The following is a 20,782-nucleotide window of genomic DNA, read 5'->3' as shown; positions in this document are numbered from 1 at the left end:
GAAATTTTTCGGGTTATAACTTCTAAACTATTACGAGATAAACTATTGCGCGGCATGAAGAAATCGTCGAATCTGCTTACTTTATACATCTTTCTTGGCATGTTGGTGGGAATTGGTACCGGTTATGCCGTATTCCTCTGCTATGGCAGTCCTGCTGAAGGCACTGCTGCCGCTGCTGCCAGTAGCACTCCTCAGACCTTTGCCGATAATGTATCCATTCTGACAGATATCTTCCTACGGATGATCAAGATGATCATCGCTCCGCTGGTATTTTCTACCCTGGTGGTAGGTGTGGCCAAACTGGGAGACATCAAAGCAGTGGGCCGCATAGGTGGAAAAACGATGCTGTGGTTTATCAGTGCAACCTTTGTATCATTGTTCCTCGGTTTGATACTCGTAAATGTGATGAAACCGGGTATTGCCCTGCAATTACCGTTACCGGACGAACATGCCGCTACGGGCATTGCCAAGGCAAGTATGACGCTGAAGGGCTTTTTCGAGCACATGGTGCCCGATAGTGTGGTAAATGCTATGGCACATAATGAAATCCTGCAGATAGTGGTATTCGCTATCTTTTTTGGGATTGCAGCAGCTTCCATTGGCGAAAAAGCTATGCCCGTGGTGAAACTGCTCGACAGTGTAGCGCACATTATGCTGAAGGTAACGGGGTTCGTGATGAACTTTGCTCCTTTTGCTGTATTTGGCGCCATTGCAGGAGTGATTGCTGTAAAAGGCCCCATAGTACTGGTTACTTATGGCAAGTTCATCATTCAGTTTTATATCGCCCTGATCTGCCTGTGGTTGCTGATTACCCTGGCGGGTTACCTGATCCTGGGGAAGCCGGTGTTCAGGTTGCTTGGTAGGATCAAAGACCCGTTGCTGCTGGCTTTCGGTACTGCTACCAGTGAGGCGGCGTATCCACGTACCATGGAAGAACTGGAAAAATTTGGCTGCGACAGCCGTATTGTAAGCTTTGTGCTGCCGTTGGGTTATTCATTTAACCTCGATGGTTCTATGATGTATATGACTTTTGCCAGCTTGTTCATCGCACAGGCCTATGGTATGCACCTGGGGATTGATCAGCAGATTACCATGTTACTGGTGCTGATGATCACCAGTAAAGGAATTGCCGGGGTTCCCCGCGCATCACTGGTGGTGATTGCAGGTACCTTGTCTATGTTCCACATTCCGGAAGCAGGGCTTTTATTATTGCTTGGGGTAGATCACCTGCTGGACATGGGCCGCTCCGCTACCAACGTGATAGGAAACGCAATGGCAGCCGCTGTTGTTTCTAAATGGGAGAAGAAACTCGCACCGGAAGAGGTCCCCCAAAGCTTAACTTAACAAATGCGTAACAGATTAATGCGTATTTTACCGATTCAGAAATAGCTATATTCATTCAGCATGGACCAGATCATTGAGTTTTTTAAACACCTCATTAATCCTTCGTGGATTATTGAACACGGTGGCCTTTACCTGTTACTGGCAATTATTTTCGCAGAAACAGGCCTTTTTATTGGCTTTTTCCTGCCAGGGGATTCCCTGCTTTTTGTGGCCGGTATCTATAGCCACGACCTTTGCCAAAGCTTCTTTAATCTTCCGTTTGCAGTGATCATGTTCCTTATTGCCACTGCGGGCGTATTGGGGAATATGGTAGGATTCTGGTTTGGCAGAAAATCCGGTCCCTTGTTATTTAAGAAGAAAGACACCTTCTTTTTCCGGAAGAAACACCTGCATCAGGCACACGAATTTTTTGTGAAGTATGGCGGTGGTGCAATTTTCTTTGCCCGTTTCCTGCCTATCATCCGCACCTTTGCTCCTATCGTGGCCGGTATAGTGGGTATGGAAGGAAAGAAGTTCATGTTCTTTAACATTATAGGCTCTTTCGCCTGGGTATTTTCAATGATGCTGGCAGGTCATTACCTGGATAAGCTCTTCCCGGATCTTAAATCGCATCTGGAGCTGATCATCCTGGTCATCATCCTTATCACCACTGCACCGGTTATCATCAAGGTGGTATTCGGGAAGGTAAAAAGCCATCCGTCTTCCCACTCCGAAACCGTCGAAAAAACCGATACTCAGTTATAATTTTTTATATCTTTAAAAGGGCCTTCAGGGCCCTTTTTTTATTAATTCCCGTTATATGATTGTCAACCAAACTGAAATGAAAACCGGAAGCCAGCAGGCTGCCTCCATTTTTAATATCGCTGTAATAGTTGCTTCCCTGGGCTATTTTGTGGATATCTATGATCTGTTATTATTTACTATTGTAAGGGTACCCAGTCTGAAGTCGCTGGGAGTGCCGCAATCGGAAATTGATGCCGGCGCAGGTATGCTCCTGATCAATATCCAGATGCTGGGTCTGTTAGTGGGCGGGATTTTCTGGGGGATCATCGGAGATAAGAAAGGAAGGCTGCGTGTATTGTTTGGCTCCATCCTCATTTATTCGATTGCTAACATAGCTAATGGTTTTGTACATGGTATCAGTGGCTACCTGCTCTGGCGTTTTGTTGCAGGCTTTGGTCTGGCGGGAGAACTGGGTGCTGGTATTACCCTCGTGTCCGAGATCCTGCCTAAAGAAAAAAGAGGATATGGCACTATGATAGTAGCTACCATAGGGGTTTCGGGCGCTGTAGCGGCCAACCTCATTGCAAAGCTGGTGGGCGACTGGCGTATATGTTATTTCATAGGAGGCGGACTGGGGCTGGCTTTGCTCATACTCAGGGTAAGCGTAATGGAATCGCATATGTTCAATGCAGTAAGAACCTCAGAAGCATCGAGAGGTTCCTTCCTGGCGTTGTTTACTAACCGCGACAGGTTTCTCAAATACCTGAAGTGCATGTTGCTGGGCACTCCTACCTGGTTTGTGGTGGGGATACTGGTGGCTTTTTCCAATAAATTCGCGACCATGATGAATGTAAATGGTGCTATCAGTCCGGGTGATTCAATTGCCTTCTGTTATGCCGGATTGGTGCTGGGTGATTTCGCCAGCGGATTTCTCAGCCAGGTATGGAAGAGCCGCCGCAAGGTAATGTTGTTGTTCCTTGTACTCACCAGCATCATGGTGGGGATCTACCTGAATCTGCATGGAGTAGAAACCTGGGTGTTTTATACTGTATGTTTCATACTGGGCTTCAGCGTTGGCTTCTGGGCTATTTTCGTCACCATAGCGGCAGAAAGTTTCGGCACTAACCTGCGCGCTACCGTAGCTACTACGGTACCAAATTTTGCGAGAGGAATGCTTCCGTTGATATCCATTCTGTTTGTAAAGGTCCAGAGCTATTTTACTTTTCTGCAGAGTGGGGCTATAGTGGCAGTGATATGTATTGGCATTGCGTTGATCACTGCATGGAACATAGAAGAAACATTTGGCAAGGATCTGAACTACCTGGAGAAAATTTAGTGATAGCTTTCCAGCATTTTATCCAGCAACCTGTTTAATTGTACTATTTCTTTCTCATTAAGCGACTGAAGGGTGTTATCCAGCTGCGAAAGCTCTCCATCAATGGTTTTGAGCAGTTGGAGCCCCTTTTCGTTGATGTGCACATCCACTGCACGGCGATCGAGTTCACTGTTTTTGCGCTCTACAAATTCGGCCTTTCTTAATCTTTCTACAAGACGCGACACGTCACTCATTTTGTCGAGCATGCGTTCTTTAAGCAGATTGATACTTGCAGCATGAGGGTGTTGACCACGCAATATCCGCAGTATATTGAACTGCTGCATGGTAATACCATATTGCTTGAAGAACTGTTGATGACGGGAGGTGATCCAGTTGCCGATGAATATAAGGCTCACCAATCCTCGTTGATTTTCGCTTTCGAAAGATTTTTGCGTAATCAGTTTTTCGAGATTAGACATACGTAGAGAGTTAAACCAAATAATTGGAAGCGTGTTAGAACTGTTTCATTTATACTGATTTAGCCAGTATCAGGATCGGGATAAAATTACGATATTTACTTGTTCTGATTTTATTTATAATAAGATTTTAATAACAAAGGGAGAAAGAAACATACACCGTACGTTCCTTTCTCCCCTCGTGCTTTATATCTTTCTATTTAAAAAATAAAAAGTAAAGTCGGGTTAGGCGGTAGCAGATTGCATTTTGTCTAAAACATCCATTACTTCCCTCACGTGTTGGGCAGAAGTATCCAGCAGGGCTTTTTCTTCTGCATTCAGCTTCAGCTCAATAATTTTTTCGATACCGTTTTTGCCCAATACTACCGGAACGCCCAGGTAAATATTGCTCAATCCATATTGGCCGGTAAGCCATGCGCATACAGGGAAAATGCGTTTTTCATTTTTTACGATAGCTTCCACCATTTGCGCGGCAGCAGCACCGGGAGCGTACCAGGCAGAAGTTCCGAGGAGGTTAACGATCTCTCCGCCACCTACTTTAGTACGCTGGATGATAGCTTCCAGTTTATCGGCAGCTACCAGCTCAGTTACAGGAATACCACCAACAGTAGTGTAACGGGGGAGGGGAACCATGGTATCGCCATGACCACCCATCAGGATAGCCTGAATATCTTTCGGAGAACAACCGATTTCGTCGGCCAGGAAAGCGCGGTAGCGGGCAGTATCGAGGATACCGGCCATACCAAATACTTTGTTGCTGTTTTTCTTCGCGGTCAGGTAGCTGCAATAGGTCATCACATCCAGTGGATTACTTACCACAATAATGATAGCATCCGGGGAATATTTAATGATATTTTCAGTTACTGATTTTACAATATTCGCATTGGTAGAAATAAGGTCATCCCTGCTCATACCGGGTTTACGGGGAAGCCCCGAGGTGATCACTACCACATCGCTGTTGGCTGTTTTTGCATAATCGTTGGTGACCCCTGTAGTTTTGGTACTGTAATAATCAATGGGGGCCTGCTGCCACGTATCCAGCGCCTTACCTTCAGCCGTTCCTTCCTTGATATCCAACAAAACCACTTCCTGCAGAAAATCTCTGTGGGCCAGTACATTGGCGCAGGTAGCACCTACGTTGCCGGCTCCTACTACTGTAACTTTCATTTTGTCTTATAGCTTTTAAAGTGAAGAAATGATGTGATTAAACAAATGTAACGATTCGGCTTAATAATAAAGGGCCGGGTATGCAAGATTATTTATTGAGATAATGTAACAGGGAATCCAGCTTGGCGGTACCTTCAAATCCTTTTACAAACTGTTGTTTCCGGTCATAGATATAGAGACCAGGGAAATAATGCAGGTCATAAAAATACATGATCTGGCGGGTGGGTTCGCTGGCCATCACAATATTGGGATAGTTCTGGATCTTGTAATGATCATAATATTCTTTCATCTGGTCGACCTTGAACGGTGTAACCATCAGGATCTGTGTTTTCCTGAATTTATCTATGTTCTTCAGCACCTCTTCCGTGAGATGTTTACAATGATCACAATCGACACTAAACACAAAAACCATTGTTTTTTCATTCTTTTTCAGATCGTTTTTGGTAATAGTATGACCATCAACGAGTTGAAGAGGAAATGCAGGAACAATAGGATACTGAAGGTAGGCGGGTTTATTGGCCTGAGCAGGTGTAGTTTGTGCCATCAAAAAAGCAGGCAGGCAACTTAAAATAACGAATAACACGTAGCGCATACTAAAAAAAGTTTCTTGATTTGGCTTTAAATTTACCGGATAAATGTCATTTTTTGCATTAAAAAGACGAAAATTGGGCCAAAAAGGGACTAATCTGTCTAATTTTGGGAATTAGTTGCTTGTTCATATTCTAAAATTTTTACTTTTGCAATCCGTATAAATTTTTAACTTAAAATTAGTAACCTATTTATGGCTACCACCGCAGATATCAGAACAGGATTAATCATCAAGTTGGATAACAGCTTGTATTCTGTTGTAGAGTTTGGTCAGAATAAAACCGCCCGTGCAGCCGCCAAGGTTTGGGCAAAATTGAAGGGCGTTGACAATAGCCGTTCTATAGAGCATACCTGGAACTCAGGAGACACTATTTTCCCGATCCGTATTGAAAAGAAGCCTTTCCAGTTTTTATATAAAGATGACACCGGCTACAATTTCATGGACAATGAAACGTTTGAGCAGATTGCTATGCCGGAATCTTCTATCGACGCTCCTCAGTTCCTGAAAGACGGTCAGGAAGTAAGCGTACAGATCAATACAGAAACGGAGCAGTACATGATGGTAGAACTGCCCGACAAAATTGTTGCACTGGTAACTTATTCAGAGCCTGGTGTAAAGGGTGATACGGCTACGCGTACGCTGAAGCCAGCTACTGTTGAAACCGGTGCAACTGTAATGGTGCCGCTGTTTGTTGAAGAGGGTGAGCTCATCCGTATTAATACCAAGACTGGCGAGTATATCGAGAGAGTAAAAGCATAAATTATTCAGGAATTCTGATTTTCGGGGACAGGGACTTTGTTTCGGAGGGGGATCTCTTTGGAAACTAAGTTCCTGAATGCGTAAAGGGGAATCCCGTCTGATACAATATTTCTAAACCAAAAACTGTCTACATGGACTTTAAACAGATTCAGGAACTGGTAAAAATGATCAACAAGTCAAATATCAGTGAACTGAGCATTGAACAGGACAAGTTTAAGATTACGATAAAACAGAAAGAGAACGAAGTACAACAGGTAATCGCTGTTCCTGCAACCATGGCAACCGCACCGGTAGCACCCGCTGTAGCGCCAGCAGCAGCTCCGGCCACACCTGCGGCTGCACCAGCTGCCGCTCCTGCTCCTGCTGCTCCCAAAGCAGACAACCTGGTAACCATCAAATCTCCTATGATTGGTACCTTCTACCGCAGCGCCGGTCCGGATAAAGCACCTTTCATCAACGTAGGCGACGAGATAACCTCCGGCAAAGTGGTGTGCATCATCGAGGCAATGAAATTATTCAACGAAATAGAAAGCGAAGTAAGCGGTAAAATCGTTAAAGTACTGGTAGATGATGCATCTCCTGTAGAATACGATCAGCCTTTATTCTTAGTTGAACCGTAAGAATAGCCTTTAGCCTTTAGCTGTTAGCCTTTAGTGAACTATTGTTGTGCTGCTAATGGCTAACAGCTAAAGGCTAAAAGCTTTCATTTTTTATCTATTCAAGCGAAACAATGTTCAAAAAAATACTGATTGCTAACCGTGGTGAAATTGCCCTTAGGATTATCCGTACCTGTAAGGAGATGGGTATCAAAACGGTGGCAGTTTATTCTACAGCGGATAAAGACAGCTTGCACGTAAAGTTTGCCGATGAAGCAGTTTGCATAGGCAAGCCTCAGAGCACCGAGTCTTATCTGAACATCCCTCACCTGATGGCCGCAGCTGAGATCACCAATGCGGACGCGATACATCCGGGATACGGCTTTCTGGCGGAAAACGCCCGTTTTGCCGAGATCTGCGGCGAACATGGCATCAAGTTCATCGGCCCTACTCCGGAGATGATCCGCAGAATGGGAGATAAGATGACAGCTAAGGAAACAATGATAGCTGCGGGAGTGCCTGTAATTCCAGGTTCCGATGGTCTGTTGCAAAGTGTGGATGAAGCGAAGTCACTTGCCAAAAAAATGGGCTTACCTGTAATCATCAAGGCTACTGCCGGTGGTGGTGGTAAAGGTATGCGTGTGGTATGGGAAGAAAGCGAGATAGAGAATGCCTATAACATGGCTAAGAATGAGGCGCGCGCTGCTTTCAATAACGATGGTATCTACATGGAGAAATTCGTGGAAGAGCCCCGTCACATTGAAATTCAGGTAGCTGGCGATCAGTACGGAAAAGTATGTCACCTCAGCGAAAGGGACTGCTCTATCCAACGTCGTCACCAGAAGCTGGTGGAGGAATCTCCATCACCTTTCATGACGCCCGAATTGCGTGAGAAGATGGGAGAAGCTGCTATTAAAGCAGCCAGTGCTATCAACTATGAAAGCGTTGGTACTATTGAGTTCCTGGTCGACAAACATCGTAATTTCTACTTCATGGAAATGAATACCCGTATCCAGGTGGAGCACGGCGTAACGGAGGAAGTGATCAATTTTGATCTGGTAAAAGAGCAGATCAAAATTGCTGCAGGTATTCCTATTTCCGGTAAGAACTATACACCGCAGATGCATGCGATCGAATGCCGTATCAACGCGGAGGATCCGTACAACGATTTCCGTCCGTCGCCCGGTAAGATCACCACCCTGCATATTCCAGGCGGACATGGAGTAAGAGTGGATTCGCATATCTATGCCGGTTATGTGATTCCGCCGTTCTATGATTCTATGGTGGCTAAGATCATTACTATGGCACAAACCCGTGAAGAAGCCATCAACACTATGGAACGCGCCCTGAGCGAGTTTGTGATAGAAGGTGTTAAAACCACTATTCCGTTCCATCAGCAACTGATGCGTGATGAGAACTTCCGCAAAGGCAACTTCACAACGAAGTTCACCGAAACATTTAAACTTGTTTAGCTGTTAGCTACCAGCGTTTAGTAAAAAAGCGAATGACCGAAGCGATGTTATATCACTTCGGTCATTCGCTTTTTACTAAATATCAATAGCTGAAGGCTAACCACTAAAAAGCCCCGGATGAAAATCCGGGGCTAATCATACACCAAAACAATCTTACGGTTTTATCGCAAGAAAAGCAGCTCTCTGTATTTAGGCAGCGCCCATTTTTTGTCGTCCACCAGGAACTCCAGTTTATCGGAGTGGTAGCGGATAACATCAAAGTACGGCTTAATCTTTTCACAGTAGTCAATAGCTTTCTGACGGCTGTCTGTCAGCTTGTTAGCTACCTTGCGGGCTTCAATCATAGCCTGTACATTTTCACTGATTACGTTGATATGTTCAGCTATTTTAGCAGCAATCTGTTTCTGAGCTTTAGCGGCGTCTTCACCCATACCGATTTCTTTCAGGCCGCGGATATTTTCAATCAGTTCGTTAAGATAGCTGATAGCCGATGGCAGAATAGTGTTGGTAGCGAGGTCGCCGATAACGCGGGCTTCGATCTGCACTTTCTTCACGTAGTCTTCCAGGAGGATTTCATGACGTGCATGCAGTTCTTTCGCGTTGTAGATACCAGTTTCAGTAAAGAGCTTGGTGGATTTTTCGGTAACGAAAGCATCCAGTGCTTTAGGAGTGGTTTTGATATTCGGTAAACCTCTCTTGGTAGCTTCTTTTTCCCAATCATCACTGTAACCGTCTCCTTCGAACAATACTTTTTCCGAATCTACAATATATTTACGAAGAGTTTGCATAATAGCAATCTCTTTTTTCTCACCTTTTTCGATCAGGCCGTCAACTTCTGCTTTGAAATCAACCAGGGTTTTAGCCATGATGGTGTTCAGCGCAGTCATTGCAGAGGCGCAATTGGCGGAAGAACCTACGGCGCGGAACTCGAACTTGTTGCCGGTGAAAGCGAACGGAGAAGTACGGTTACGGTCGGTGTTATCCAGCAGCAACTCAGGAATGTGACGGTGCAGATCCAATTTCAGGATAGCTTCGTCCTGCTCATCGAATTTGTTGTTAACACGGTTTTTCAGTTCCTGCAATACTTCAAACAGGTATTTACCGGTGAACACGGAGATGATAGCCGGAGGAGCTTCGTTGGCACCCAGGCGGAAATCGTTGCTTGGAGAAGCAATAGAAGCTCTCAGCAGGTCAGCGTAATCGTGTACAGCTTTGATTGTGTTCACGAAGAAAGTGAGGAACATCAGGTTGGTTTTCGGGGTTTTGCCCGGAGCCAGCAGGTTCACACCAGTATCTGTAGCCATGCTCCAGTTATTGTGTTTACCTGAACCATTGATGCCTGCAAAAGGTTTCTCGTGCAGTAACACTTTCAGCTTGTGACGTTTAGCCACTTTATTCATTACATCCATCAGCAGAGAGTTGTGGTCTACTGCGATGTTCACTTCTTCAAATATAGGTGCACACTCGAACTGAGAAGGAGCAACCTCATTGTGACGGGTTCTTAAAGGAATACCCAGTTTGTAAGATTCTACTTCAAAGTCGCGCATGTAAGCGTAAACGCGGTCAGGAATAGCACCGAAGTAGTGGTCTTCCAGCTGTTGTCCTTTGGAAGGCGCATGTCCTACCACGGTACGACCAGTCATGATCAGGTCAGGACGGGCATTAGCCATTGCTTCGTCTACCAGGAAGTATTCCTGCTCCCAACCGAGTGTAGCAGTTACTTTGGTAACGTTTTTATCAAAATAGTTACAAACATCAACTGCCGCTTTGTCCAATGCAGCAAGTGCTTTCAGCAGCGGTGCTTTGTAATCCAGAGATTCGCCGGTGTAGGCAACAAAGATGGTAGGGATACAGAGCGTTTTACCCGTAGCCTGTTCCAGGATAAATGCAGGAGAAGAAGGATCCCATGCAGTATAACCACGGGCTTCGAAAGTAGCTCTCAATCCACCGTTAGGGAAACTGGAAGCATCCGGCTCCTGTTGTACCAGGGCGTCGCCATCAAAAGTTTCCAGGGCAGAACCATCGCTTTTCAGGGTGAAGAATGAATCGTGCTTCTCAGCGGTAGTACCGGTTAACGGCTGAAACCAGTGTGTGTAGTGGGTTACACCTTTCTTCATGGCCCATGCTTTCATACCGGAAGCAATTTGCTCGGACATCTTACGTTCCAGCTTGGTGCCGTTTTTAATGGAGTTCATCAGGCTTTTATAAGCCTCGTCGCTCAGATATTCTCTGACAACTTTACCAGAGAAAACATTGCTGCCAAATACATCGGTAATTTTACCGTTATGTTCGGCGAGAGTAGAGTCTACGCCAGCTAATCCTTCCAGCGCATTGAAACGTAACGATTGCATGCTGTATATATTTTACACAAAAAAACGCAACTGTCGTTATAAATGCAAATAATTTGTTCATTTTAACTGAAAAATTACATTTGTGGGTTTAAAAGAGCTGTTTTTTTGTTTTTTGATTAAATATTTATGGTCTGTGTCATAGAAATCTGATAAATTTAAAAATTACTAATATGAATAAATGACTATAAAAAGCTTCCTCATGTGCTAACCGTTTACCTCTTGGCATTTGCAGGAAAATCATTTAGTTTTGCGACTTCTTTTAAATTACTCGTTTTTTATACTTAAATACATGCAAACCACCGTAGAAATTGCTGAACAGCTAGGACTTACAGCTGACGAGTTTGAACGAATAAAATCTATTTTAGGCCGTGTCCCCAACTTTACAGAACTGAGTATGTATTCAGTAATGTGGAGTGAGCACTGCTCTTACAAAAACTCAATCGTCTGGCTGAAATCCTTGCCCCGCGAAGGTGACAGACTCCTGGTAAAAGCAGGAGAAGAAAATGCCGGTCTCGTAGATATCGGTGATGGCTACGCGGTTGTATTTAAAATAGAGTCGCATAATCACCCGTCAGCCATTGAACCATTCCAGGGTGCTGCCACTGGTGTTGGAGGTATCCACCGCGATATCTTTACGATGGGTGCCCGTCCGATCGCTGCTTTGAACTCCCTGCGCTTCGGTAATATTAATGATCAGAAGACCCAACATCTGGTAAAAGGTATTGTGCATGGTATAGGCCACTATGGTAACTGCTTCGGCGTGCCTACAGTGGGTGGTGAAGTTTATTTCGAAGACTGTTATGGTACTAATCCGCTGGTAAATGCTATGAGCGTGGGTATCGTGAAAGTTGGACAAACAGTTTCCGCTACTTCTTACGGTGAAGGAAACCCTGTATTTATTGTTGGTTCTGCTACCGGTAAAGATGGGATAGGCGGTGCTTCTTTTGCTTCTGCCAATATCACGGAAGACAGTGTGGAAGACTTACCGGCAGTACAGGTAGGAGACCCCTTCCAGGAAAAGAAATTGCTGGAAGCCTGCCTCGAAATCATTAAAACCAACGCGATTATTGGTATGCAGGATATGGGCGCAGCCGGTATCACCTGTTCCACCGCCGAAATGAGCGCTAAAGGCGAGCATGGTATGAATATCTGGTTAGACAAAGTACCTACCCGCCAGAAAGATATGAAAGCATGGGAAATGCTGCTGAGCGAAAGCCAGGAGCGCATGCTGATTGTTGTGAAGAAAGGACAGGAAAAACCTATCCTGGATATCTTCGAAAAATGGGATTTGCACTGTGCTCAGATTGGTGAAGTAACCAAAGATAAGAGCCTGAAATTTTATATGAACGGAGAGCTGGAAGCAGATGTACCTGCTGAAAGCCTGGTGCTTGGCGGCGGTGCACCACAGTATCACCGCGCTTATACCGAGCCCGCTTACTTTGCAAAAGTGAAAGCTTTTGATATCCAGAATATCCCCGATACAGATCATCCCCGCTTTGTGGCAGAAAGAATGGTGGCGTTGCCAGGCATCGCTTCCAAACGTTGGATCTATAACCAGTACGACAGTATGGTAGGTACTGCTAATGCCAGCACCAATGCCCCCAGCGATGCGTCGATAGTACTGGTAAAGCCCACCAAAAAAGCCCTGGCGGTAACTACTGACTGTAACGGACGTTATGTATTTGCTGATCCGCACAAAGGTGGACAAATAGCGGTGGCAGAAGCAGCCCGTAATATTGTTTGCTCCGGTGGCGAACCTGTAGCAATTACCAACTGCCTGAACTTTGGTAATCCGTACGATCCGGAAGTATATTACCAATTTGTACACGCCGTACAGGGGATGGGTGAAGCCTGCCGTAAATTCAATACACCTGTTACCGGTGGAAACGTAAGCTTCTATAACCAATCACCTGATGGTCCGGTATACCCGACTCCGACTATTGGTATGGTGGGAGTACTCGATAGCATGGATCAGCGCATTACGCTCGACTTCAAAGAAGAAGGCGACCTGGTATACCTGATTGGCCGTAGCCGTAATGATATCAGCAGCTCTGAATACCTGCACAAAATCATCGGTATCGAATACAGCCCTGCTCCGCATTTGAATCTCGATGAAGAGCTGCACCTGCATCAGGCAATCTCCAAACTGAATAAAGCCGGGCTGATACAGTCGGCCCACGACATCAGCGATGGTGGTCTGTTCATTACTTTGCTGGAAAGCGCCATGCCACAGAACTTAGGTTTTGAGCTGACCCTCAACAGCAAATTCCGTAAAGATGCTTATCTGTTCGGTGAAAGCCAGAGCCGCGTGGTAATAACCATTAAACCTGCTGATAAAGAGAAATTTGAAGCGCTTATGCACAGCCTGGTGGATGCTTCAGAAACTTCTGTTCGTCATGAAAAACTGGGTGTGATAACCGGTTCACATATCAAGGTAAATGGCGAAGACTGGGGAGCTGTAGATACCTGGAAGAAAACCTACGATACAGCCATCGAGGAGCATATGAAGAATAGTCTGTAGCCTTTGGCTGTTAGCTTTTAGCTGCCAGTCGTGGTTACTGAATATATTGAGAGGCCTGCAACGTTGCAGGCCTCTTTTATTTTCCGGAACAACGAAAGTGCTATTGACAGGTAGCAGCCTGAATTTATCTTGATTTTTTTGTGGATTAGAAAAATTATTGTGTGGACTGGTGCGGGATATTTTGAGGTAAACGGCAAAAAACTGCATTTTTACCACAGTAGTGACTTATTGTAGCAGTGGTGGCTTTTAACAAGCCGTTAACAAAATACAACTTAGATGTTATTTTATCTTGTTAAAACTGGTCTACTTTTGAGACATCAACGGATTAAAAAAGTATTAGAAAAAATAATTCTATATAGAAAAATTTATATAAGATATTTTTGGAATAATCCGGTTATTCCAGACTTCTATGAAAACCATTTTTGCTACCATGTCCTGATGAAATCTTAAGAAAAATTACACCTAGTGAAAGAACGATTTGTAGTAAGGGCTGAGTAAGATCAGCCCTTTTGTTTTCCCGGCTATTCCTTCTTCCGGGCTATGACCCCTCTGGCCTTTTTTTCCCTTTATTTAATAAAAAAAGCCTTCCTGAAGCAGGAAGGCTTGATTATTTATAGAAACGGGCAATCGGCTATACCATTGGAATTTCAGCCACCTGGTATACTTTTTCGTCCAGTTTGGCTTTGGTTTCGCTGAATGCTTTCAGTGTCAGTTCAATATCCTCATCGGTGTGAGAAGCAGTAGGGATGAGGCGGTAGATAATCTGTCCCTTTGGAATTACCGGGTAAACCACGATAGAACAGAAGATATTGTAGTTCTCGCGCAGATCCAGGCACATGGCAGTAGCCTCGGGAATGTCGCCCTGCAGGTAGATAGGAGTTACCGGAGAATTGGTTCTGCCGATATTAAATCCGCGTTCTTTCAAACCATTCTGCAGTTTGTTCACATTTTCCCACAGTTTTGCTTTCATTTCCGGGTGCTGGCGCATCAGCTGCACCCTTTTCAGGTGGCCGATAACGATTGGCAGTGGAATGGATTTCGCAAAGATCTGGGAACGCATATTGTAGCGCAGATAGTTGATGATAGGTTTCTCGCCACAGATGAAAGCACCGATAGAGGCACCGGATTTTGCAAATGTGTTGAACAGCAGGTCAATTTTATCCTGAACGCCCTGTTCTTCGCCGGTACCGGCGCCGGTTTTACCCATTGTTCCGAAACCATGCGCATCATCTACCAGCAAGCGGAACTCATATTTATCTTTGAATGCAGCTATTTCTTTCAGTTTACCCTGGTCGCCGGCCATACCAAATACGCCTTCTGTCACCACCAGGATACCACCGCCCTGGGCCTTAGCCAGTTCAGTAGCACGTTTCATCTGCTTATCGAAATCTTCCATGTCGTTATGTTTGAATACATAACGTTTACCAGGATGCAGACGTAAACCATCCAGGATACTGGCGTGGCATTCTGCATCGTACACTATTACGTCTCTACGGCCCACGATCGCATCGATAGCGCTCATAACGCCCTGATAGCCATAATTCAGTAAGGTGGTAGCTTCTTTACCCATGTAATCAGACAGCTCCTTCTCCAGCTGCTCGTGGTAGTTCGTGTTACCGCTCATCATACGCGCTCCCATTGGAGACGCCATCCCGAAGTCTGCAGCAGCCTGGGCATCTGTGGCACGTACCTCCGGATGGTTGGCAAGCCCCAGATAGTTGTTCAGGCTCCAGATTATCTTCTCATTACCCCGGAATTTCATGCGGGGGCCTATTTCACCTTCCAGTTTTGGGAATGCAAAATAGCCATGGGCTCTGTCTGAATGCTCCCCGATAGGGCCCAGATGTTTCAGCAGTTTCTCGAAAATATCCATACGATATATTATGTAATGGTTAATTCATTCCATTTAAAATGGACACAAAGGTATTAAAATATTAGTTTTTGTAATCTTGGTTTAGAATTGGCGCGAATAACGCCGTTACAATTTTGTATATACATGGTAACTTATGTTATTGTGTTACAGAGACTTTTAAATTTTTTAATCCAAATGAAAATTGCACATTTCCTGGCGGCTGCCTTTCTTTTCTCCTCCACAGCCGGCATCGCGCAGAAAGCGACCTCTCCCAAGCCTTTTAATCATCATGCAGCAGCCAAACCAGGTGCTGCCGCCACCAAACCCAAACTGATCGTAGGAGTGGTGGTAGATCAGATGAGATGGGATTATCTTTACCGATATAGCAATCGTTATGCCGCAGGTGGTTTTAAAAGACTGCTGCAGGAAGGTTTTTCCTGTGAAAATACATTGATCAACTATACCCCTACTATTACAGCCTGTGGTCATACCTGTGTATATACAGGGTCTGTTCCGGCCATACATGGCGTCATCGGCAATACCTGGTACAGTCCTGAGCTGGGCCGTACGGTATATTGTGCGGAAGATACCACGGTAAATACTGTTGGCAGCACTTCTGCCGCCGGTAAGATGAGTCCGCGCAACATGCTGGTAACAACAATTGGTGATGAGCTAAAGCTTTCCAATAATTTCCAGAGTAAAGTGGTGGGCGTGGCTATCAAAGACCGTGGAGCTATTCTCCCCGCGGGCCATAGCGCCGACGCTGCTTACTGGTACGATGGCAGCACCGGCAATTGGGTGACCAGTACTTTTTATATGAATGAATTGCCACACTGGGTACAGGAATTTAACAATGAGAAGTATCCTCAGCAGTATCTCAGCAAGCCCTGGAACCCGCTCTATCCAATATCTTCCTATACCCTCAGTACAGCTGATGAAAAGCCATATGAAGGGAGGTATAAAAATGCCGCCAACACTTCTTTTCCACACGACCTGGGAAGTATGGCCAACAGCGCAATATCTGCTTCGCCATTCGGAAATACTATGACACTGGAATTCGCTAAAAAGGCCATAGAAGCCTACAACCTCGGAAAAGGCAGCGTAACCGATTTGCTGGCGATCAGTCTTTCTTCTACAGATTACGTAGGGCATCAGTTTGGGCCTAATTCCATCGAAATAGAGGATACCTACCTGCGGCTGGATCAGGATCTGGCCACGCTTTTTAAATACCTGGACGCCCGTGTGGGCAAGGGGCAGTACCTGTTCTTTATCACTGCCGATCACGGTGTGGCACATGTGCCGGGCTTTATGCAGGAAAATAAGCTGCCCGGAGGTACCTGGGATGATAAGGCGGCATTAAAGGAGCTGAACGATTTAATTGCAGGCCATTTCGGGGTGAAAGAGGCCGTGAAAGCTGCTGATAACTACCAGTTGTGGCTGAATCATGACGCCATTGCTGCCGCGGGGAAGAGTGAAAAGGATATCCGCCAGGCTATCATCGCGCAGCTGCTGAAATCACCTGCCATTGCAAAGGCATTTCCGCTGGATCATCTCATGGAAACCACGCTCCCTGAGCCTATGCGTACGATGTTGTCGAACGGTTTTAACACTAAAAGAAGCGGAGATATCCAGCTGATACTGACACCCGGATATATCGACGGCGGTAAAACCGGTACTACACACGGTTTATGGTATCCCTATGATGCGCATATCCCACTGGTGTGGATGGGCTGGGGGATTCACCCGGGTAAAACCAACCGTACGGTGGGCATGACTGATATCACTCCTACACTGGCAGCTCTGTTACATATCCAGATGCCAAGCGGGAATATCGGCCAGGTGATACAGGAGATTACCCATTAAATTTTTTTTGCTTAGATTGCCAAGAAAGAAATTACGAATTAAGCATCAGTGATTACCTCCAGCTCATTTATTTAGTGGCTGTAAAGCGCTAACAAGGCCTGGTAATTCCTGATTCTTAATTCGTAATGCGTAATATCTTTCTTATGGTGCAGTATTCTGTAGCGGATCGGGTGGCAACAATAGCCCTGAACCGCCCCGAAAAGCGTAATGCTTTGAATGGGAAAATGGTAGCGGCGCTGCGGGAGGCGTTCCGGGCTGCGTCTGCAGACGAACAGGTAAAAGTAATTGTGTTGAAAGGGAATGGGGAGGCGTTCTGTGCAGGAGCGGATCTGGAGTACCTGCAACAGCTGCAAAAGAACACCTATGAAGAGAACCTGGACGATTCGAAGGAACTGATGCAATTGTTCCGGGAGATTTACGAGCTTGATAAAATAGTGATTGCGCAGGTGGAAGGTCATGCTATAGCCGGTGGATGCGGGCTGGTAACAGTTTGTGATCTGAGTTATGCAGTGCCCGAGGTGTTGCTGGGCTATACAGAGGTAAGGATTGGCTTTATTCCGGCCCTGGTGGCTGTTTTCCTGGTAAGGAAAATAGGGGAGGGCAGATCGAGGGAATTATTGTTGACCGGAAGGCCCGTAACCGCTGAAAAAGCTGCTGCAGATGGTCTGATAACCGCCGTTATTCCGGCTTCAGATATGCAGCGGCATATAGATGTAGTGGCAGCGCAACTTTGTAATGAAGCGTCTGCTAATTCTCTCAAAGTAACCAAGAAATTGATTGGCACAGTGTTGGACTTACCTATGGAAGAAGCATTATCCCATGCGGCTGTACTAAACGCAACTACCCGTGGCCATGAAGATTGCAAGCGAGGTATTGCCGCTTTTTTAAATAAAGAAAAGTTTAACTGGTAGGGGTTTTTATTTATGCCGCTGTCAATAAGCAAATACACCACACTATGTCAAATCGGTTGCTATTAACTTTTATCTCCCTGTGCATCACCAGTTTAGCGCTGGCTCAAAAAACTATTTCAGATGCCAGGATCGTGTACAAAATGGAGCTTCCCCCTGAACAGCTGCAAATGGATGCCATGCTGGAAGGGAGCACCTTTACCCAGTATATGCGGGGGCCGTTAAGCCGGATCGATATGAATTTCAATATCGTACACTACACTTATCTCATTAACAGTAAAGATGAAACGTTTACCACGCTGATTGATCAGCATGGGAATAAATATCTGATCCATGGTGGAAAAGACCAGTACGAAAAAGATCTGAAACAGTACGAGAACATACAATTCAAGGATCAGTCAGAAACGAAGCAGATTGCCGGATATACCTGCCGGAAGGCAATTGGCACCATGCCCGACGGAAAAACATTTGAGGTATACTATGCTACTGACCTGGTGCCTGAAAACAGGCAATATAACCGCCGTTTCGTTAATCTGAAGGGTATCCCTCTGGAGTTCGAGATATTGACCAAAACAGGCGCTAAAACGCGTGTAATTGCCACGAAAGTAGAGTTGTATCCTATTCCGGCATCGTTATTTGATATTCCGAAATCAGGTTATAAAGAAGTTAGCCAGAAAGAGCTACAGAATATGTAGAAAGAGCTGTTAGCTTTTAGCAAAAAAACAGGCCAGTCAAATGACCGGCCTGTTTTTGTATCTGAAGAAACGTAATTTGTTGAATTACCCTTTTTTAAGTGGCAGAATGATCTGCAATTTCTGGAAGTTCATGCTTCCCGGAGGCTGTGACTGCACCTGAACGTTGGAAGGCACCACATAGGTGACATTTCCTTTTGTATAGGCTGTTACTGCTTTCAGATTAACATTGTAAGTGTTATTGTTGGGTACAGTAGCAGCAGGTGTGAGCCTGAAAGATGAGTTGAATGTACCGGAATAACGGAAACTCCCATCCAGACTCAGATTGGTTTTGGGCATCGCAATATTCAGCGTGAAATGCTGATTGTCAGATGCCTTCTTCCCCTTGTCTTTATCATTGTCGGCATGCATGAAGGGGTCGCTTGCCATTACATTAACGGCAAAGAACGCCATCACGCCGGCCAACAGGCAAGACAGTGAAAAAGTCCTTGATATGTTGAATTTCGTTTTCATTATTATATCACAAATGTACAAACTTTTTGATATATCTTATAACAAATTCTTAACGCAAGATACAATTAAATCACAAAGAATTGTTAAAAATATTTTAAAAGGTTGATTTCCTCATTTATCCGGTCAATGATAAAAGTACTATATTTACAGTAATGAGTAAAGACTTTTCATTTTTAAACGAGGATTTTGATGATCTGAGAGACTTGTTGCAGCAGTTTGAAAACCTCAGGGCTGGTAAGTCTCATTCTTTTTTGGACGAAGATTCATTTGAGCAGATCATAGACTACTATGACGAGCATGATGAGATGCCGACGGCCTTGCAGGCTGCAGAACTAGCCATCGAACAATTCCCTTACTCTTCCACCTTACTTCTCAAGAAGGCCAACTTACTGATCGAAACCAAGAAATATAAAGAGGCGCTGGATTTGCTGGAAAAAGCAGAAGTACTGGACCGCACTGATATTAATCTTTACATATTACAGACGGATGTTTACCTGGCGCTGAATCAGCACCAGAAAGCGGCTGATGTGCTGGAGGAGCAGATAGAGCAGTTTTCCGGAGAAGACCGGACGGAGTTGTTGCTGGAGCTGGCGGATGTTTATGACGACTGGGAAGAGTTTGAAAAGGTGTTTGATTGTTTGAAGATGGCATTGGAGTATGATCCTACCAATGAGGAAGCTTTGCATAAGATCTGTTTCTGGACTGAGTTTACCGGTCGGAATGAAGAGAGTATCCGTTTGCACAATGCGATCATTGAAGAGCATCCTTTCAACCACCTGGCCTGGTTTAACCTGGGTACTGCCTATCAGGGGCTGAAACTGTATGAGAAGGCGATAGATGCTTATCAGTATGCGGTGGCAATAGATGAGAAATTCGACTATGCTTACCGTAATATGGGAGATGCCTTCATTCGTTTGCGCAAATATGCGGATGCTATTGAAGTATTGCAGAAACACCTGGAGATAGCCAAACCTGAGGATGTAATTTATGAAGCCATCGGGCATTGTTATGAAAGGCAGCGTAAGTTTACGCAGGCGCGGTACTATTACCGTAAGGCGTCGCATCTGAGCCCGAATGACGATAAGCTGTACTACAAGATAGCAGTGGCGTACATGATGGAAGCCAATTGGGAGAATGCGGCGAAATCGTTGCTGAGCGCCCTGAAAATAAATAAAACCAACGCAGAATATAATATGAGCCTGGGTGAATGTTACCTGGAGCTCGGAAAAAACAAGGATGCCCTGGTGCATTTTATGAACGCGGTGCGTACCCGGCCTAAAAGTGCTACCACCTGGCAGGCGCTGCTCAAGGGGCTGTATGTATCCGGGTTTATGGAAGAAGCGCTGACCCAGCTGTCCATTGCTGAAGAGAAAGCAGGTCGAAAACCCATATTTATGTATTACCGGGCCGCTATTTTGATAGCCATGGGAAAAACCAAAGAAGGTTTACTGCATTTGGAAACAGCCTTGCAACAGGCACCAAAAATTGTCAAAAAACTGGTAGAACTGGATCCGGCCATTCTGCAGCATGTGAGTGTAGTAGATCTGATAGCCCAGTACCGCCGCAAACGTTAACCAGTGTTATTTACTTTAATAAAATAAAGTATACTTCTTATTTTTGCGCCGGCTTTCAATTGTCATG

The 20,782-nt window shown here is 45.1% G+C and carries 17 protein-coding genes; 11 read left to right on the top strand and 6 right to left on the bottom strand.

From position 1 onward, the window contains the following. The first annotated feature begins 54 nt into the window (after nucleotides 1–54). From UNH61_RS25040 to UNH61_RS25030, 3 genes are read left to right on the top strand one after another with little or no spacing between them, the layout of a single operon-like run. Nucleotides 55–1,344, top strand: a complete 1,290-nt coding sequence (locus UNH61_RS25040; protein WP_326994753.1) for a dicarboxylate/amino acid:cation symporter — start codon at nucleotides 55–57, stop codon at nucleotides 1,342–1,344. 60 nt (nucleotides 1,345–1,404) lie between these two features. Further along, a complete protein-coding gene (locus UNH61_RS25035; protein WP_326994752.1) occupies nucleotides 1,405–2,088 on the top strand; it encodes a DedA family protein in 684 nt (227 codons plus the stop codon). Nucleotides 2,089–2,143: 55 nt separating this feature from the next. Further along, the gene (locus UNH61_RS25030; RefSeq protein WP_326994751.1) at nucleotides 2,144–3,403 is read left to right on the top strand and encodes an MFS transporter; all 1,260 of its coding nucleotides are present in this window, start codon (nucleotides 2,144–2,146) and stop codon (nucleotides 3,401–3,403) included. Here the strand turns inward: UNH61_RS25030 and UNH61_RS25025 are convergent. The 3 genes from UNH61_RS25025 to UNH61_RS25015 all read right to left on the bottom strand — a co-directional run bounded on the left by UNH61_RS25025 (nucleotide 3,400) and on the right by UNH61_RS25015 (nucleotide 5,617). Further along, nucleotides 3,400–3,861, bottom strand: coding sequence for a MarR family transcriptional regulator (locus UNH61_RS25025; protein ID WP_326994750.1), 462 nt, complete (start codon nucleotides 3,859–3,861; stop codon nucleotides 3,400–3,402). The genes UNH61_RS25030 and UNH61_RS25025 overlap by 4 nt on opposite strands. A 222-nt stretch (nucleotides 3,862–4,083) precedes the next feature. After that, nucleotides 4,084–5,025: a malate dehydrogenase gene (gene mdh / locus UNH61_RS25020; protein ID WP_326994749.1), complete on the bottom strand. Its 942-nt coding sequence runs from the start codon at nucleotides 5,023–5,025 to the stop codon at nucleotides 4,084–4,086. 88 nt (nucleotides 5,026–5,113) lie between these two features. Continuing rightward, on the bottom strand, nucleotides 5,114–5,617 hold the full coding sequence (locus UNH61_RS25015; RefSeq protein ID WP_326994748.1) for a thioredoxin domain-containing protein: 504 nt from the start codon (nucleotides 5,615–5,617) through the stop codon (nucleotides 5,114–5,116). 189 nt (nucleotides 5,618–5,806) lie between these two features. Here UNH61_RS25015 and efp point away from each other — a divergent pair, with 189 nt between their 5' ends. The 3 genes from efp (at nucleotide 5,807) to accC (ending at nucleotide 8,441) form a co-directional block, all read left to right on the top strand. Continuing rightward, entirely contained in the window at nucleotides 5,807–6,373 is a 567-nt protein-coding gene (efp, locus tag UNH61_RS25010; protein ID WP_326994747.1) for an elongation factor P, read from the top strand. A 131-nt stretch (nucleotides 6,374–6,504) separates the two neighbouring features. Continuing rightward, complete coding sequence (gene accB / locus UNH61_RS25005; protein WP_326994746.1) at nucleotides 6,505–6,993, top strand: acetyl-CoA carboxylase biotin carboxyl carrier protein; 489 nt, start codon at nucleotides 6,505–6,507, stop codon at nucleotides 6,991–6,993. 110 nt (nucleotides 6,994–7,103) lie between these two features. Continuing rightward, on the top strand, nucleotides 7,104–8,441 hold the full coding sequence (gene accC, locus UNH61_RS25000; RefSeq protein WP_326994745.1) for an acetyl-CoA carboxylase biotin carboxylase subunit: 1,338 nt from the start codon (nucleotides 7,104–7,106) through the stop codon (nucleotides 8,439–8,441). 161 nt (nucleotides 8,442–8,602) lie between these two features. Here accC and UNH61_RS24995 read toward each other — a convergent pair whose 3' ends face one another. Then, nucleotides 8,603–10,792 (bottom strand): glutamine synthetase III, encoded by a 2,190-nt coding sequence (locus tag UNH61_RS24995; protein WP_326994744.1) that lies wholly within the window; start codon nucleotides 10,790–10,792, stop codon nucleotides 8,603–8,605. A 289-nt stretch (nucleotides 10,793–11,081) separates the two neighbouring features. Between UNH61_RS24995 and purL the strand changes: the two genes are divergently transcribed. Beyond that, nucleotides 11,082–13,313 (top strand): phosphoribosylformylglycinamidine synthase subunit PurL, encoded by a 2,232-nt coding sequence (gene purL, locus UNH61_RS24990; protein WP_326994743.1) that lies wholly within the window; start codon nucleotides 11,082–11,084, stop codon nucleotides 13,311–13,313. A gap of 631 nt (nucleotides 13,314–13,944) precedes the next feature. On the opposite strand, the gene UNH61_RS24985 is transcribed toward purL, so the two are convergent. Next, nucleotides 13,945–15,186 (bottom strand): pyridoxal phosphate-dependent aminotransferase family protein, encoded by a 1,242-nt coding sequence (locus UNH61_RS24985; protein ID WP_326994742.1) that lies wholly within the window; start codon nucleotides 15,184–15,186, stop codon nucleotides 13,945–13,947. 174 nt (nucleotides 15,187–15,360) lie between these two features. Between UNH61_RS24985 and pafA the strand changes: the two genes are divergently transcribed. The 3 genes from pafA to UNH61_RS24970 all read left to right on the top strand — a co-directional run bounded on the left by pafA (nucleotide 15,361) and on the right by UNH61_RS24970 (nucleotide 18,631). Then, nucleotides 15,361–17,028 carry an alkaline phosphatase PafA gene (gene pafA, locus UNH61_RS24980; protein WP_326994741.1) on the top strand — a complete coding sequence of 556 codons (1,668 nt, stop codon included), beginning with the start codon at nucleotides 15,361–15,363 and terminating at the stop codon, nucleotides 17,026–17,028. 143 nt (nucleotides 17,029–17,171) lie between these two features. Continuing rightward, nucleotides 17,172–17,939, top strand: coding sequence for an enoyl-CoA hydratase-related protein (locus UNH61_RS24975; protein WP_326994740.1), 768 nt, complete (start codon nucleotides 17,172–17,174; stop codon nucleotides 17,937–17,939). A gap of 44 nt (nucleotides 17,940–17,983) precedes the next feature. Continuing rightward, nucleotides 17,984–18,631: a hypothetical protein gene (locus UNH61_RS24970; RefSeq protein WP_326994739.1), complete on the top strand. Its 648-nt coding sequence runs from the start codon at nucleotides 17,984–17,986 to the stop codon at nucleotides 18,629–18,631. Nucleotides 18,632–18,715: 84 nt separating this feature from the next. On the opposite strand, the gene UNH61_RS24965 is transcribed toward UNH61_RS24970, so the two are convergent. After that, nucleotides 18,716–19,141, bottom strand: a complete 426-nt coding sequence (locus UNH61_RS24965) for a hypothetical protein (RefSeq protein WP_326994738.1) — start codon at nucleotides 19,139–19,141, stop codon at nucleotides 18,716–18,718. 152 nt (nucleotides 19,142–19,293) lie between these two features. On the opposite strand from UNH61_RS24965, the gene UNH61_RS24960 reads away from it, so the two are divergent. Next, nucleotides 19,294–20,715 (top strand): tetratricopeptide repeat protein, encoded by a 1,422-nt coding sequence (locus UNH61_RS24960; RefSeq protein WP_326994737.1) that lies wholly within the window; start codon nucleotides 19,294–19,296, stop codon nucleotides 20,713–20,715. Nucleotides 20,716–20,782 lie beyond the last annotated feature (67 nt).

The organism is Chitinophaga sp. 180180018-3 (genome assembly GCF_037893185.1).
GTDB lineage: Bacteria > Bacteroidota > Bacteroidia > Chitinophagales > Chitinophagaceae > Chitinophaga.
The sequence above is the reverse complement of the archived record's forward strand: the minus strand, read 5'-3'. Positions and strand labels throughout refer to the sequence as shown.